Origin of the sequence: Anaerovibrio slackiae (assembly GCF_009695585.1) — a bacterium.
GTDB lineage: Bacteria > Bacillota > Negativicutes > Selenomonadales > Selenomonadaceae > Anaerovibrio > Anaerovibrio slackiae.
The window spans coordinates 54,245-68,505 of sequence record NZ_VUNR01000012.1; the positions used below are offsets into that span (position 1 = coordinate 54,245).

Sequence of the window (14,261 nt, forward strand, 5' to 3'; positions counted from 1 at the left end):
TTACCCCTTCTTTGCCTTCGCCCAGGAATCCTTCAGCCCTACCACCCGGTTGAACACCAGATGCTCAGGGGTAGAATCCTTATCAACCACATAATAACCCTGACGCAGGAACTGATAATGAGTCCCCTCTGCTGTCAGGCGGACGCTTGGCTCAACGAGGGCGTCATGCAGCACCTCCAGGGAGTTCTTGTTCACAGCAGCCAGAAAATCTGCCGGAACCTCTCCCTTTTCATCCGTCTCAATGAGATAATCATAGAGACGGACCTCTGCCCTGACTGCATCCTCGGCAGAAACCCAATGGATAGTCCCCTTCACCTTGCGGTTTGCCGTAGCACCGCCGGTCTTGGACTCAGGGTCGTAGCTGCAGCGCAGCTCCCTGATGCTGCCATCCTCATTCTTCACTACCTCATCGCACTTGATGATGTAGCCGTGCTTCAGGCGCACCTCCCCATCAGGCTTCAAGCGGAAGAATTTCTTCGGAGCCTCCTCCATGAAATCCTCCTGCTCTATATACAGCTCCCGCGTAAATGGCACATAGCGGTGACCGCCCTTGAAAGGATGGTTCTCCGCCAGCATATACTCCTTCTGCCCCTCAGGGTAGTTGGTAATAACCACCTTCAGCGGGCGAAGCACTGCCATAATACGGTCAGCATTATTGTTCAGGTCATCCCGGACGCAATGCTCCAGCATAGCCACATCCACCAGGCTGTTGGCCTTGGCCACGCCCACCTCCCGGCAGAAAGCCCGGATGGCGGCAGGGGTATAGCCCCGGCGGCGCAGGCCGGAAATAGTCGGCATCCTCGGGTCATCCCAGCCGGACACATAGCCTTCCTCCACCAGCTGGCGGAGCTTCCGCTTGCTGGTAACGGTATTGGTGAGATTCAGACGGGCAAACTCAATCTGCCGCGGACGGGTAGCCGCATCAAAGCCAACAGCCTCCAGCAGCCAGTCATACAGAGGCCTGTGGTCCTCAAACTCCAATGTACAGATGGAGTGGGAAATCCCCTCGATGGCATCCGACAGCGGATGGGCAAAATCGTACATCGGATAGATGCACCACTCATCCCCGGTGCGATGATGGGTGGTATGGGCAATGCGGTAGATGACAGGGTCCCGCATGTTGATATTCGGAGAAGCCATGTCAATTTTGGCACGGAGCACCTTCTCCCCGTCACCGAACTCGCCCTTCTTCATGCGGGTGAACAAATCCATGTTTTCCTCAACGCTGCGGTTCCTGTAAGGGCTTTCCTTGCCAGCCTCCGTAAGAGTGCCGCGCATGGCACGGATTTCCTCCGCCGTGCTGTCATCCACATAGGCCTTGCCAGCCTGGATAAGCTGAACCGCAAAATCATACAGCTGCCCAAAATAATCAGATGCGTAAAACATCCTGTCATCCCAGCTGAAGCCCAGCCACTTTACATCCGCCTGAATGGAGTCAACGTACTCCACATCCTCCTTCACCGGGTTAGTGTCATCAAAGCGCAGGTTGCACTTGCCCCCATACTGCTGGGCCAGCCCGAAGTTCAGGCAGATGGACTTGGCATGTCCCACATGCAGGTAGCCGTTAGGCTCCGGCGGAAAACGGGTATGGACCCCCTCCCCATAGCGGCCGTTCTGCAAATCATTATTTATTTCATTCTGGATAAAATTAGAAGTAGTATTCAAAATTTCAGGCATGAAATTTGCCTCCTTAATTAATCATCTTTAGTCCTGCTTATTATACCATAATTTGTATGATAAATCTAGATAAAATGCTGTACACTTTAATATTGTTTTCTCGTAATGTATATTAGCTGCATACAACATCTTCAACTGCACATTTTTCAGCTACATATTTTTTCAGCCGATGCACGCCCAGCTCCACCTGTGGCAGCTGAGGCAGGTTAGCTATGATGGCATCAATGTAGCCCTTGTCCCTGATCCGCTGCAATGTCCAGGCAAAATTTACGTCGTACACCCACATGAGGCGCACCAGCTTCCTGTCCTCATTGGTACGGATCATAGTGTAATCCACCTGCTGGCCGTTGACGAACCGCTCCAGGAACCCCGGTGCAAAGATGCCCTTCTCCCCGGTAGCCTCCCCATTTGGCCCCTTCATAAACCGCTGAATAGCGGCAGACTGCTGCCCGGCATCCTTATCCACCGTCAGATAGGGAGCCAGCACCCGAAAAATATCCAGCTTGTCCGCATCCCGGATGAGCCTGGCAAATAAAAGCTTACGCTTAGAATTTGTCTGCTGAATTTCCTTCTTGTTGTGGTTGCCGATGGCAAATAGCAGCACCTCCCTATCAGCCTCTGTCAATTTGCCAAAAAAGGGCAGCTCCCTGATGACCTTGACGCCCAGATCCGCATGGTCCTCCGACTGGGCATCTACAAAGGTCTTGTACAGCTGCCACTGGCGAAACCGCCCCACATCATGCAAAAGCCCCGTCAGCTCCGCCAGCCCGGCATCCTGCTCATCCAGCTTCAAATACAGTGCCAGCTCCCTGGCATGGGCAGTCACATAGCCCGTGTGCTGCTCCTTCATGCGGATGCCAAACATTATATCCTTGTCATCACAGTAAAAGGATTTCATATATTCGTCCATCCATCGATGGGCTTCCTTCAATATTTCCTGCAAATACAACACCTCCTGCAAACAAAAAAATTGTACCAAAAATTTCCTCATTGTACAATAAGCATATCAGATTACTTTAGTGTATAATATATACATAAGCTAAAAACAAGGAGGTACACACATATGAAACTAGGTATCGCAGGCTCCGGCGGCATCGTCAAGGAAGTTCTCCTGGCCTTGCAGGAGGTAGAGGAAGTACAGGTAACGGCTATCTTCGTCCGTCCCCACAGCCTGGAAAAGGGGGAAGCCCTGGCAGAACAGTACCATATCCCATCCATCTATACCGACTACAACGAATTTCTCCAGAACCCGAACATAGATTTCGTCTATATCGGGCTCATCAACAGCGCCCATTTCTCCTATACCCGGGAGGCGCTGCTGGCTGGCAAAAACGTCATCGTGGAAAAGCCATTTGCTTCCAATCTGCGGGAAGTGAAACTCCTGGCAGAGCTGGCACAGAGCAAAAAGCTCTTTCTCTTTGAGGCGGTCTCCCTGCTGCACATGCCAAACTACGCCAAGCTCAGGGAGCTGCTGCCACAGCTGGGCAGGATTACCATGGTGCAGGCAAATTACTCCCAGTATTCCAGCCGCTATGACAAATACCTGCAAAGGGAGGTACTGCCGGCCTTTGACATTAACCTCTCCGGCGGTTCCCTCTACGATATCAACATCTACAACCTGAACCTGATCATCGGGCTGTTCGGTGCCCCGAAATCCGTTTCCTACATTGCCAACATCGGCTTCAACGGCATCGATACCTCCGGGGCCGCCCTGCTGCAATACGATGGTTTCCCGGCCATTGCCACAGGTGCCAAGGACTCAGACAGCCCCAGCGGCTGCACCATCCAGGGCGAAAAGGGCTGGCTACGCTGCGACGGCGTGCCGGGGGAGCTGCCTTCCGTTGACCTGTGCCTTAGGAAGCAGGAGCCGGAGCACTACGCCCTGAATTCCTATTCCCACCGCCTGGCACATGAATTCAAGGACTTTGCCGATATCTTCGCCGCCGGTGACTTCGCCGCCCGGGACCATTACCTGACCATCTCCCTGCAAGTAGCCGAAACCGCCGAAAAAGCCCGCCTGTCAGCAGGCATCCATTTCCCAGCTGACACCACTCTTGACAAATAATAAACATTGCAAGTCAGCAGGGAACAAAAGCCCCATGGCAATTACTCAACGAAAACCTTTGTTGCACCTCGGTGCTTAGCGATTTGCAAGCCGCAGGCGTAGCAAGAGCTTAGCATCCGCTAGGTGCAACTAGGAGCGAGAGCGTGTTTTCGTGAGTAATGTCATGGGGCTGCCGTTTGATGGATATTAATATCAAAAAGGTCCTGTCACCAGCCAAAACCGGTGACAGGACCTTTAAAATTAGCAAATTATGCCCAAGGCACAGCCCATTACATCAGACCGATGAGATGTGCGCCAATACCTACAGCAAACAGAGCCAGGATGATAACGATTGGAGAAACACCCTTCTTCAAAAGCCACATGCAGAGCAGAGTCAGCAGCAGCGGAACAAGGCCAGGAATGAGTGCATCCAAGTTATTCTGCAGGGTAGTAACCTTCACAGGCTCCAGAGCCATGCCGGAGGAGAACTGCTGGATAGCAGTCTTGATGCCCTCGCCGCCAGCAGGGAGCTGATCCCACTCGATATAAGCACCCTTGCTGAGCTGAATGCTGGAAACAACAGGGGCAAACTTAATGCTTACCCACCTCTGTACCAAAGCACCAAGCACGAACATACCCAGGATGGAAGCACCGCGGGTGATGTTGGTCAGCAGGTTGCCGGACAGGTTCTCAGTAATCTGGCTGCCAACCTTGTAGCCGAACTCCTGAGTATACCACATGAAACCAAAACGGAGAATGTTCCACAGGAGGAAGAACATGATTGGGCCAAGCATGTTGCCGTCCATAGCGATGGAAGCACACATTGCACCCAGGATAGGACGCAGGGTGAACCAGAATACAGGGTCACCGATACCGGCCAGAGGACCCATCATACCAACCTTAACACCCTGAATAGCAGCATCGTCAACAGCAGCGCCGTTGGCCTTCTCCTGCTCCAGAGCCAGGGTAACGCCTACGATTGGGGAAGCAACATACGGATGAGTGTTGAAGAACTCCATATGGCGCTTCAAAGCGGCAATCTGGTCAGCCTTTTCCTTATACAGCTTCTTGATGGCTGGAATCATTGCAAATGCATAACCACCGTTCTGCATACGCTCATAGTTCCAGGAAGCCTGCCAAAATGTTGAACGCAAGCAAACCATCAAACGGTCAGACTTGCTAAGAGTAATCTTGTTATCTGCCATGTCAATCACCACTTTCTCAATCAATAATCATCCAGAATATCGCCGATAGGGTCCTTGCTGCCGCCATTGCCGGAGCCGCCATTGCCGCCACCGTTCTCGGACAGGTGGAGGTAAATCATAACCATAGCCATAGCGATAGCACCCAGGGAGATAAGGGTGATCTCAGTCAGTGCAGCCACGCAGAAGCCCAGGATAAGGAATGCCCAGGTCTCCTTGTTGGCAATCATGTTGATAACCATAGCATAACCTACGGCAACAACCATGCCGCCGCCGATAGCCATACCGGTGGTCAGCCACTCAGGAATGGACTGCAGGCCTGCCTGTACAACCTCTGCAGGAATGAAGCAGAGAGCAACAGCAGGAATAGCGATACGGGCACCCTGCATGAGCACGGCAACAATCTGCCAGAACTCGATAGCGGCGAAGCTGCCCTTCTCAGCAGCACCGTCCATCATGTGCACGATAGGCACGGACAGAGTACGAACAATCATGGTGGTGAACAGGCCTGCTACTGCCAGAGGAATAGCAATACCGATAGCGGTAGGAATACCGGCTACGCCCTGTCCGCCCTGAATGAGGATAATAGCGGAAGCAACGGATGCCAAAGCAGCATCAGGAGCAACAGCAGCACCGATATTTGCCCAGCCCAGTGCAATCATCTGGAGCGTACCGCCCAGAATGATACATGGAACAGGATCACCGGCAACAATACCAATCAAGGAGCAAGCCAGGATTGGCTGATGGAATTCAAATTCATCCATTACGCTCTCCATACCAGCCAGGAGAGATACGATAATAATACCAATTAAGGTAAGAGTACCCATAATATAACCTCCAAATCTTTAATTGGACAATTTTTATAAAAAAATAATTACTTCAGGCCGTCCTCTGCCTTCTTGATCAAAGCATCAAGATTGTCAGCTGCATCAGCAGGCACCTTGCGCACGTCGAAGGAAATGCCCAGCTTCTTCAGCTCCTTGAAGGTATCAACATCCTTCTGATCCATGGAAATAACCTTGTTTACCAGCACCTTGCCTACGGAATGAGCCATGGAGCCGATGTTCAGCTGCTTGATGGATACGCCTGCCTTGATAACAGCCAGGGCATCCTGAGGGTTCTCAAAAAGAAGCATAGCCTTGGTTGCGCCAAAGCGAGGATCCTTCTCCACCTCGATAATCTTCTTCAAAGGAACAACATGCGCCTTTACACCCGGAGGCGCAGCCTTGGTAATCAGGCCCTTGCGCAGCTCGTCCTTTGCAACAGCATCGGATACAACGATGATGCGGTCAGGCTTTACGCTCTTGGTCCAGCTGGTTGCCACCTGGCCGTGAAGCAGACGTGAGTCAACACGGGCCAGTACATACTTGATGTGGCCGTCGCCCAGCACAGTGCCCTCCGGAATAGCACCTACAGCTTCCGGCGCAGCAGCAGCTGCAGCAACCGGAGCAGGTTCCAGAGACTCAGGCATTACGGTAACGCCCTCACGGGATGGGCCAAGAATGTTCTTTGCCATATCATGAGCAGAAATGTTCTCGTCACCCATGCGCTCGCCCAATGCAGTAATCAGCATTGGCAGGCTGAGGCCGGTAACGATAGCCCACTTGTCCTCGTGGCCGTTCAGAATCGCGCTGGACTGGTTGAATGGTGTGCCACCCAGCAAATCCACTAAGAAAATAACCTCGTCCTTGTTAGAAAGAGAATCTACAGCAGCCAAAAGCTTCTCACGGAACTTATCCGGACCATCCTCCGGCAGCAGCGTAACTGCAACCAGGTCTTCCTGAGGCCCGAAAACCATTCCGGCTGACTGCTTAACTCCTTCTGCCAGCCCACCATGGCTGGCCAAAATAATCCCTGTCATATTAGTCCTCCCCTCTGACAGAAAAGCCGTTTTGGTTGTTTCATTTCAACCATAAGTTATTGTAACATATTTCATATCATTTATAAACCATTTTTATAGGAAAATTTTATTGTTATAATTTTCACATATTTTCACTTGAATTAATATTATATCATAAATTTTCTTTAGGATAAAAGTCTAGTTAACTTAGAGACAATAATATTTTTTAATAGTTAACATTGCATGAAACAGAAATCTTTTGTTATTATTTTGTATCCTATGCCTTTATTGTACATTTTGGTTTTTTTGAACTTTTTCGAGAATTTTTGCACTATTTCATAAAAACAAGAAAAAGTTATGTCAAACAAGATAAGCTTTGACAATAGGATATATTTTATTTATAATAAGGATATAAATTTTATTGCATATATGTAAGAGAAAGGAAGAAGTAACTATGTCTTACCCATTATTAATGCAGGCTCCTGTCAAGGATTATATCTGGGGCGGCACCAAGCTCCGGGAAAAATACAACAAGGTTTCCGCAGCCGACAAGCTAGCTGAGAGCTGGGAGCTGTCCTGCCATCAGGACGGGCCAAGCATCATCACCAACGGCGAGGCACAGGGCAAAACCCTGACTCAGTACATTCAGGAACAGGGCAGGGGCATCCTGGGCAGCAAGGCACAGGCATTTGAAAACTTCCCGATCATGATTAAGCTCATTGATGCCAAGGACAATCTTTCCGTACAGGTTCATCCTGACAATGAATACGCCCTGAAAAACGAGGGTGAATACGGCAAGACCGAGATGTGGTACGTCATCGAAGCAGAGCCGGGAGCAGAGCTTCTCTATGGCGTAGAGAAGAAAATCACTGCCCAGGAGCTGGCTGACAGCCTGCAAAATGGCACCATCACCGACATCTGCCATCATGCGCCGGTAAAGAAGGGAGACGTCTTCTTCATTCCTGCCGGTACCATCCACGCCATCGGCAAGGGCATCCTGCTGGCAGAGGTGCAGCAGAACTCCAACACCACCTACCGCCTCTACGACTACGGCAGGCTGGGCAATGACGGCAAGCCACGGCAGCTCCATGTAAAGCAAGGCTCCGAGGTGTGCTCCCTGGAGCCGCTGCCTTTGAAGGATGAAAAGGAAATCGTCGCCCTTTCCCCTGACTGCGGGGGAGAGCTTTTGGCAGCCTGCGACTATTTCACCACATACGGGGTAAAGGTTGACGGCACTGTCAGCCTGACCGCAGGCAGTGAATCCTTCCAGACCTTCACCGTCCTGGAGGGCAGCCTCACCCTGACCGCCGGGGAAACCCTGCTGGACATGCCGGCAGGCCAGACCGTGTTCCTGCCAGCCAATATGGGGGATTATCAGCTCAGCGGCAAGGCAAGTTTGATTTTCACTACATTGTAATATACAGCCTGAAAAACGGAAAAATTAAAAGCCGCAGCTGCTACAGCTGCGGCTTTATTATTCATATCTGTACTCGTCACAGACTAGCCAAAGGCTAAAAAGCTATTATGCACGGAACTTGCGCTTGCGTGCTGCCTCAGACTTCTTCTTGCGGCGTACACTTGGCTTTTCGTAATGCTCGCGCTTCCTTACCTCAGCCAAGGTACCAGCCTTCTGGCTCATACGCTTGAACCTGCGGAGAGCGCTATCAATGGTCTCATTCTTACCAACCTTAATCTCGTTTGCCATCTATTTTTCCCCCCCTCCAATTGACTTGGGAGTGTATTTTTCAACTACACCTGATTATTATATCAAAATCAGGTATATGTTGTCAACACCAAATTAACCCGGTGGCCACTGCATGGAGCGACCGCCCAGCACATGAAAATGCAGGTGCTTCACGGTCTGACCGCCGTCCTCGCCGGTATTGGCTACCACCCGGAAGCCATTGTCCAGCTTGTTTTCCTTGGCAATTGCAGGGATAACCTCGCACATGATATGGCCTGCCAGCTCCTTGTCCTCAGGAGTCAGGGTCCCCACGCTCTCAATGTGCTTCTTGGGAATAACCAGGGCGTGAAAAGGTGCCTGGGGCTCCAAATCCTTGAAGGCAAGAACCAGCTGGTCCTCGTAGACCACAGTAGCCGGAATTTCCTTTGCTGCAATTTTGCAAAAAATACAATCTGCCATTTTGTACACCTCCTCGCCTCTTGCTGCTGCAAAACAATATCTGCCAGCCAGTCAGGCAGCCGGCAAGACAGCACTTTGCAGCTGATTCGGCCATTAATAATATTAATCAGCCGTATTTATTATTGTACCATAAACTCCGTCTTTATACAATCGTTCCAGGCAAACATCGTAAATTTCTCCCAGTTCTGCCTCATCATTGGTATAGACACGGATATAGGTATCGGTCAGCCCGTCCTTCTCACCATCAGTATCGGTTTCCAGCAGCACCCTCTGGGTTGTCCCCAGATAGGACCGGCAGTATTCCTGTGCCATCTCCCCTGCCACAGCCTGCATACGGTGCACCCGCTCCTTCTTGACAGGCTCCGGCACCTGGTCAGGCATCTCCGCTGCCGGAGTGCCGGTACGGGGCGAGTATGGAAAAACATGCATCCGGGAAAATTCCAGGCTGCGGATATACTCAAGGCTCTCCGCAAACATTTCCTCCGTCTCCCCCGGAAAGCCCACTATCACATCCGTAGACACGGAAACTCCCGGCACGGCGTCCCTTACCCTGGCCAAAAGCCGGGAAAACTCCCCCCGGTCATAGTGGCGGTTCATCCTTTTCAGCACATCATCAGAGCCTGCCTGCAAGGGCAGGTGCAGGTGATGGCTAAACTTCGGATTGTCCCTGAGCAGGGCCAGAAGCTCATCGGAAAGCTCGATGGACTCAAGGGAGCTGAGCCTCAGGCGGCGCAGCCCCGGCAGGTCCAGCACTGCCCTTGCCGCATCCGCCAGGCTGGTGCCATCCTTGAAATCCCTGCCGTATGCCCCCAGATGGATGCCAGTAAAGACGATTTCCTTGAAGCCGTTGGCCAAAAGCTTCTCTGCCTCCCGGCGCACGCTGTCCAGGGGACGGGAGCGCAAAGGCCCCCGGGTGAAGGGGATAATGCAGTAGCTGCAGAAATTGGTGCAGCCCTCCTGAATCTTGAGAAATGCCCTGGTCCTGGTTGGCATGTCCAGCAGGGGAATATCCTCAAACTCCCGCACCTTCATGATATCCGTCACCCCGTCGATGATTTTGCCGTTCTGCAGGATTGCCTGATCCACGTATTCCACGATGCGGCGGCGGTTTGCCGTGCCCAGCACCACCCTGACGCCCTCAATCGCCTTGATCTGCTCCGGGGCAATCTGGGCATAGCAGCCGGTCACGGCGATAATTGCCTCAGAATTCTGCCTCTGGACGCGGCGAATCAGCTGACGGGATTTCTTGTCGCCCAGGCTGGTAACGGAGCAGGTGTTGATAACGTACACATCCGCCGGCTGGCTATGCTCCACAATCTCATAGCCGGCCTCCTTGAAAAGCCCTTCCATGACCTCGGTCTCAAACTGATTTACCTTGCAGCCAAGGGTAACAAATGCTGCACTTGCCAAAATCTATCTCCCTCCTAAATCGCCGTTCTCATACTGGATCACAGCCGCCGCGCTGATGGCAGCTGTCTCCGCCCGCAAAATCCTGGTGCCCAGGCTGACAGAGGCAATGCCCAGCTCCTTGGCAAGAGCCGCCTCAGCCAAAGAAAAGCCCCCCTCCGGGCCGATGATAACTACAAATCGTTTTGCTGCCCTCTGCCCCTGCAAAAAATCCTTCATGCCCTGCTGCAGCTCATTTTCATAGCACATGCAGACAGCAGTATCATCCCTCTTTCCATCAGCTGCTTCCCTCAGCCACTGGCGGAAAGGCTGCACCTGCTGCACCTCCGGCAGGCGGCTCCTGCCGCACTGCTTGCCTGCCTCATCGGCTATTTTCTGCCACTTTTCCTGCTTGGCCTTTGCCTTTTTGCCGTCATACCTGACCACGCAATTGTCGCTGGCCAGGGGCACAATCACGTTTACCCCCAGCTCCGTGGCCTTTTGGACAATCAAATCCAGCTTGTCCCCCTTGGGCAGGCACTGGGCAAGCACAATCTCCACCGGGGACTCCGTCCGTTCCTCCACCTGCTGCACCAGCTTCATGGACACGGAGCTTTCCGTAAAGCCGGTCAGCTCATACTCGCCCACCTTGCCCTCGTCATCAGCCACCAGAATGCGGTCACCGGCCTTCGCCCGCATCACCCTGCCCAGATGATGGGCATCGCCGCCAGTAATTACCAGCTCCTCCTGCAAAAGGTCCTTGATAAAAATCCTCCGCATGGGCTGACCTCACGCCTTTCCGGCAGCCGCCTGCAAATCAGCCTTGCGTCTGAAAGTGATGCAGGCCCAGCCCTTATTTTCCATGCGCTCCGCCACGGCATATCCATGAGCCTCTGCCGCAGCCAGCACATCCTCAATCCTGTCCTCAATAATGCCGCTGGTGAGCAAAGTCCCCCCCGGCTCCAGGTGTTCATCCAGCTGGTCAAAGAGTCGGATGATGATATCCGCAATAATATTGGCAATCACCAGCTGCGCCTTGCCGTGAATATTCTGCATCAAGTCACTTTGGGCAACGGAAACAATATCCTGAACCTTGTTCTGAGCCAGGTTTTCCTCCACGATTTTCAGCACGGAATCATCATAATCCACCGCCTGGATTTCCTGCGCCCCCAGCTTGGCGGCAATAATGGACAAAATGCCGGAACCTGTGCCCACATCAAAGACGTTCATGCCCGGCTTCACCAGCTTCTCCAGCTGGCGGATGCACATGGAAGTGGTGGCATGGGTGCCGGTGCCGAAAGCAGCACCCGGATCCAGCTCGATGACAACCTCATCGGCCTCCGGCTCATAGCTTTCCCAGGTAGGCTTGATAACAACCCTTTCCCCTGGCTTTTCCGTGTGGAAATACTGCTTCCAGGTATCGGACCAGTCCTCATCCTGCAGCTCACTGGTCTCTATCGTTCCCGGGGCAATATTCACCCCCCTGCCCTCCAGGGCCTTCAGCTCCTGCCGGAAGGTCTGCAGCCTGCCCTCCAGCTCCCCATTAACCGGCAGATATGCCTTCTCCGTTACAATCTCCGTCTCCGTCGCAATGGGAATATCCGTATAATCCCACTTGCCGGAGGTGATATAATCATTGACCAGCTCCGGGTCCTCAATCACCACTCCGGAGGCTCCCAGATCACGGAAAATTTCCGCAATCAGCTCCACCGCCTCATGGGTAGTCTGAATACTGACCTCGCACCATTTCATGCCAAAAATCCTCCTCTATACAAAATAAAACCGCCTCAGATGATCAGCCCAGGGCGGATTTTCTCATGCCTTGATCGCAAAGGTAATTATACAAGAAAAAATGTTCAATATCAATGTGAAAATTTCAGTTTGTCGTAGTGCCGGTTTGTTACTTCGTGCATATACTGAATGAAATAGTTTGATAGTTCGTGGACTCTGTTCAGACATTTAAAAGGGACAGGTAGCGGCAGTACCCATAGAAAACTCGCTCTCGCTCTTAGCACAGCCTCGCGCTTCTAAGCTCCTGCATCGCTTACGCTCGCACTTGCTAAGAAGCGAGGCTGCACTCAAGGTTTTCTTTGGGTACATGCCGCACCTGTCCCTCTTTGTGTCTGAACAGATATGCACATAATAATCCAACTGCATTCAATTAGCATGCAACTGTAGCAACTAATTCTGACTTTACGAGCAAGCCTGAAAAGTGGGAGCCGGGAGGCTGACGAAACTTGCAATTGCCAACCGTTGCATAACGTATAGTGCAAGTAAACAAGCCTGTTTATAAGAGCAGGTTGCCTTGCATAGTTGTTGGCAGTAGCAGGTCTCGTCAGCTCCCAGCCCCCCTATTTCAGGCTTATTCGTAAAGCTGTATGGGGCACTATGGTAACAAATAATGTATGTGGTTCTGTCATTTTGTTTATATCTGTTCAGACAAAGAAAGGGATGAGTGAGGACAGTACCCATAGAAAACCTTTGTTGTACCTCGGTGCTTAGCGACTTGCAAGCCGTCAGGCGCAGCAAAAGCTTAGCATCCGCTAGGCACAACTAGGAGCGAGAGCGTGTTTTCTATGGGTAGCTGTCCCGCTCAGCCCATTTTAATCTGAACAGAGTGCACAAACTAACAAAACTTATCCGTTAATGTTCCAAAAGTCTCGTACCGGCACTACGATAAACTGAAATTTTTAAATTTATTGGAATATCTTCTTCACCTTGCTGAAAAAGCTTTCCTGCTCGGGATTTACCTTGTTGCCGCTGAGGTCAGCAAACTCCTTCAAGAGTTCCTTCTGCCTGCCGGACAGCTTCTGCGGTGTCAGCACCTTGATGCGCACATGCTGGTCGCCATTGCCGTTCCTGCGGAGCATCGGAATGCCCTTGCCCCGTAGCCGCATAATAGTGCCGGACTGGGTACCGGCAGCCACCTTCATCTCCACCTTGCCGTGGATGGTAGGCACCTCAATGGTATCACCCAAGGCAGCCTGCACGAAGGTAACAGGCACTTCACACAGCACATCATATCCTTCACGGGTGAACAGCTCATGCTTCTTGATATAAACATAAACATAAAGATCACCGCTAGGGCCGCCCCGCTTGCCAGCCTGGCCGCCGCCGGAAACGCGGATGCGCTGTCCCTCATCAATACCTGCCGGAATCTTCACCTTGATAGTCTTGTTGACCTTCTTCTGGCCCCGGCCGCCGCACTCCTTGCACGGCGTCTTGATAATCTTGCCGGAACCGCCGCAACGCTCGCAGACATGGGAGTTCACCATGCGGCCGAACGGCGTATTGGCATAGGACTGCACCTGGCCGGTGCCATGGCAGTTAGAGCAGTCCTCAGGGGATGTGCCCTTGGCCGCACCGGTACCGCCGCAGGCCGTACAATTCTCCATGCGGGGAACCTTCAGCTCCTTTTCTACGCCAAAGGCCGCCTCCTCAAAGGTCAGCTCAATATCCATGCGCAGATCCGCCCCCTGCTCAGGGCCGTTCCTGCGGGCCTGGCTGCGGCCGCCGCCCCCGAAGAAGGTATCAAAAATATCGCCAAAATCACCAAAGCCGCCGCTGAAGCCACCGCCGCCAAAGCCGCCGAAGCCCCCAAAGCCGCCGGCTCCGCCACCGCCACCACCGGCAGTGAAGGCATCATGGCCGAACTGGTCATACTGGGCCTTCTTCTGAGGATCCTTCAGTACGTCATAAGCCTCATTGATTTCCTTCATGTGGGCTTCTGCTTCTTCCTTGTTGTTCAGATTGCGATCCGGGTGATATTTAATCGCCATCTTGCGATAGGCTTTCTTGATTTCATCATCAGAGGCACCCTTTTTTAAGCCCAGGACCTCATAATAATCACGCTTTTCGCTCATTTATCTCACCTTTACCTGTTTTTATTATCACACGAAAATATGAGCTGCCACCTTGGTGCAGCGACTTGATAGACCACACGCGGGCAGCAGCCCATACAGACTTCAA

General features: G+C 52.2%; 13 protein-coding genes. 2 read left to right on the forward strand and 11 right to left on the reverse strand.

The window, feature by feature from the left end:
- Complete coding sequence (locus FYJ84_RS07485) at positions 1 to 1,677, reverse strand: glutamine--tRNA ligase/YqeY domain fusion protein (protein WP_154406968.1); 1,677 nt, start codon at positions 1,675 to 1,677, stop codon at positions 1 to 3.
- A 112-nt stretch (positions 1,678 to 1,789) separates the two neighbouring features.
- Complete coding sequence (locus tag FYJ84_RS07490; protein ID WP_154406969.1) at positions 1,790 to 2,620, reverse strand: HD domain-containing protein; 831 nt, start codon at positions 2,618 to 2,620, stop codon at positions 1,790 to 1,792.
- Positions 2,621 to 2,740: 120 nt separating this feature from the next.
- Here FYJ84_RS07490 and FYJ84_RS07495 point away from each other — a divergent pair, with 120 nt between their 5' ends.
- Positions 2,741 to 3,742: a Gfo/Idh/MocA family protein gene (locus FYJ84_RS07495; protein ID WP_154406970.1), complete on the forward strand. Its 1,002-nt coding sequence runs from the start codon at positions 2,741 to 2,743 to the stop codon at positions 3,740 to 3,742.
- A gap of 269 nt (positions 3,743 to 4,011) precedes the next feature.
- On the opposite strand, the gene FYJ84_RS07500 is transcribed toward FYJ84_RS07495, so the two are convergent.
- Genes FYJ84_RS07500 through FYJ84_RS07510 form a run of 3 tightly spaced genes read right to left on the reverse strand, consistent with a single transcriptional unit; the run spans position 4,012 to position 6,784 of the window.
- Positions 4,012 to 4,926: a PTS system mannose/fructose/sorbose family transporter subunit IID gene (locus tag FYJ84_RS07500; protein WP_154406971.1), complete on the reverse strand. Its 915-nt coding sequence runs from the start codon at positions 4,924 to 4,926 to the stop codon at positions 4,012 to 4,014.
- 20 nt (positions 4,927 to 4,946) lie between these two features.
- Entirely contained in the window at positions 4,947 to 5,750 is an 804-nt protein-coding gene (locus tag FYJ84_RS07505; RefSeq protein ID WP_154406972.1) for a PTS mannose/fructose/sorbose transporter subunit IIC, read from the reverse strand.
- 47 nt (positions 5,751 to 5,797) lie between these two features.
- Complete coding sequence (locus tag FYJ84_RS07510; RefSeq protein ID WP_154406973.1) at positions 5,798 to 6,784, reverse strand: PTS sugar transporter subunit IIB; 987 nt, start codon at positions 6,782 to 6,784, stop codon at positions 5,798 to 5,800.
- Between the two features lie 433 nt (positions 6,785 to 7,217).
- Here FYJ84_RS07510 and FYJ84_RS07515 point away from each other — a divergent pair, with 433 nt between their 5' ends.
- A complete protein-coding gene (locus FYJ84_RS07515) occupies positions 7,218 to 8,180 on the forward strand; it encodes a type I phosphomannose isomerase catalytic subunit (protein WP_154406974.1) in 963 nt (320 codons plus the stop codon).
- Between the two features lie 105 nt (positions 8,181 to 8,285).
- On the opposite strand, the gene rpsU is transcribed toward FYJ84_RS07515, so the two are convergent.
- The 6 genes from rpsU to dnaJ all read right to left on the reverse strand — a co-directional run bounded on the left by rpsU (position 8,286) and on the right by dnaJ (position 14,155).
- Complete coding sequence (gene rpsU / locus FYJ84_RS07520) at positions 8,286 to 8,468, reverse strand: 30S ribosomal protein S21 (protein WP_154406975.1); 183 nt, start codon at positions 8,466 to 8,468, stop codon at positions 8,286 to 8,288.
- A gap of 93 nt (positions 8,469 to 8,561) precedes the next feature.
- The gene (locus FYJ84_RS07525; RefSeq protein ID WP_154406976.1) at positions 8,562 to 8,906 is read right to left on the reverse strand and encodes a histidine triad nucleotide-binding protein; all 345 of its coding nucleotides are present in this window, start codon (positions 8,904 to 8,906) and stop codon (positions 8,562 to 8,564) included.
- 102 nt (positions 8,907 to 9,008) lie between these two features.
- Positions 9,009 to 10,316, reverse strand: a complete 1,308-nt coding sequence (gene mtaB, locus FYJ84_RS07530; RefSeq protein ID WP_154406977.1) for a tRNA (N(6)-L-threonylcarbamoyladenosine(37)-C(2))-methylthiotransferase MtaB — start codon at positions 10,314 to 10,316, stop codon at positions 9,009 to 9,011.
- Between the two features lie 3 nt (positions 10,317 to 10,319).
- On the reverse strand, positions 10,320 to 11,072 hold the full coding sequence (locus tag FYJ84_RS07535) for a 16S rRNA (uracil(1498)-N(3))-methyltransferase (protein WP_154406978.1): 753 nt from the start codon (positions 11,070 to 11,072) through the stop codon (positions 10,320 to 10,322).
- Positions 11,073 to 11,081: 9 nt separating this feature from the next.
- A complete protein-coding gene (gene prmA / locus FYJ84_RS07540) occupies positions 11,082 to 12,044 on the reverse strand; it encodes a 50S ribosomal protein L11 methyltransferase (protein ID WP_154406979.1) in 963 nt (320 codons plus the stop codon).
- Positions 12,045 to 12,988: 944 nt separating this feature from the next.
- Positions 12,989 to 14,155 (reverse strand): molecular chaperone DnaJ, encoded by a 1,167-nt coding sequence (gene dnaJ, locus FYJ84_RS07545; RefSeq protein ID WP_154406980.1) that lies wholly within the window; start codon positions 14,153 to 14,155, stop codon positions 12,989 to 12,991.
- Between the last annotated feature and the right edge of the window lie 106 nt (positions 14,156 to 14,261).